The sequence below is a fragment of the Acidimicrobiia bacterium genome (assembly GCA_016650365.1).
Lineage (GTDB): Bacteria > Actinomycetota > Acidimicrobiia > Spongiisociales > JAENVV01 > JAENVV01.
This window is the reverse complement of the sequence record JAENVV010000180.1, coordinates 1-1413: the sequence shown is the minus strand read 5'-3', so window position 1 is coordinate 1413 and position 1413 is coordinate 1. Positions and strand designations below refer to the sequence as shown.

Genomic DNA, 1413 nt, shown 5'->3' with positions numbered 1-1413 from the left:
GTCCTGCCCCGAACCATCACCGAACAACTCGCCCAACACGCCACCCAACAAGACCAGACCGGACCGGACACCTGGATGTTCCCCGCCCCCCAAGGAGGACCGATCCGACGGACGGCTTGGATGCGCCGCGTCTGGAAGCCGGCCCTCCGAGCCGCCGGACTCGACGCCGGACTGGGCACCCACACCCTCCGCCGATCCCAAGTAGCCCTCCTCATCGCCCAAGGCGAACACCCCAAAGTGATCGCCGACCGGCTCGGCCACACGTCGGTTCAGACCGTCCTCGACGTCTACGGCCACCTCTACGCAGGCGCCGACCAAGCCGCCGCCCAACGACTCGAAGCCCAACTCGCCGCCCGACCAAACCTCAACAAAGGCCGTGACCGGGGACGCGGAATCGGCGACTAACACCGATCGGCTCCGAAAGCTCTCATCGACCGAATCGAGCAAGGTTTGCGGAGCGGGGCGCCTACCCCAGAAGATGGCGGTTGGGTCTCGATCGACCTCGGCGAGAAGCACATCGACGTTGGTGCTCGGATCGATCAGGTGGTACTCGTGGAACTTCGAGTTACGATCAATCCAATACAGGGACCACTCGTTACTCATCCTCGTATAGCGCAGTCGGGCAACCGGCGACCGGGTCCACTCCGGTCCCAGATCGGGGTTCCAAGGAGGCCGGCACTCGACGATGGTGATCGACCGGTCGGTCACATCGATGTCGTTGCGGATAAGATCCCTGGCGCTGTCGGGAATACGCTCGTTGCGAGCATCCACCCAGCGCTGCACCCGGACAAGATCAGTTTGCGGAACCATTTGCGAACCTCCTCACCTGGCCCAACATTACGCCTTTCCAGGTCAGTTCTTCTTGCCATCACATACCTCACGAATTCCGGATACCGTCACAAGATCATGACGTATGGATTTGTCGTGGTGCATACCGGCGCCGATCGACGAGACAGACTGGACCACCTACAGTACGGCTGAAACCAGGTGGTGCTGGTCTGGCACCAATGTCATGGTTACTATGACATTCATGCCACAACAGTGGGTCATCGATCGCCTGTACACCCTCGCCGACACCCAGGTCGGCCACTTCACGGCTGCCCAGGCCGAGGGAGTCGGCGTCGACCGCCGTTACCTGACCCATCACCTTCGGTCCGGGAACCTCGAGCGGGTAGACCGCGGGATCTACCGGATACGTAACTATCCCAGCCACCCCTTCGAAGATGTCATGGTCGCGACCCTGTGGGTTGGGGAGGGGTCGGTTGCTTCGCACGCCACGGCTCTGGCCATCTATGACCTCGCCGACGCGATGCCGGCCGTCATCCATATCACCGTCGACCGGCGGTTCAGGGGCAACCGGCAAGGTGTAATCGTCCACCATGCTCGACTTGGCGAGGGAGACGTCACGAGCCG

General features: G+C 62.2%; 2 protein-coding genes and 1 pseudogene. 2 read left to right on the top strand and 1 reads right to left on the bottom strand.

Annotated elements, in window-relative coordinates; genetic code table 11:
• Nucleotides 1-3 precede the first annotated feature (3 nt).
• Entirely contained in the window at nucleotides 4-405 is a 402-nt protein-coding gene (locus tag JJE47_10920) for a tyrosine-type recombinase/integrase (GenBank protein ID MBK5267931.1), read from the top strand.
• Nucleotides 406-468: 63 nt separating this feature from the next.
• Here JJE47_10920 and JJE47_10915 read toward each other — a convergent pair.
• A pseudogene (locus tag JJE47_10915) lies at nucleotides 469-810 on the bottom strand (DUF3024 domain-containing protein).
• Between the two features lie 220 nt (nucleotides 811-1030).
• Between JJE47_10915 and JJE47_10910 the strand changes: the two are divergent.
• Nucleotides 1031-1413, top strand: a 383-nt coding sequence (locus JJE47_10910; protein MBK5267930.1) for a type IV toxin-antitoxin system AbiEi family antitoxin domain-containing protein, incomplete at its 3' end; no start/stop codon positions are given.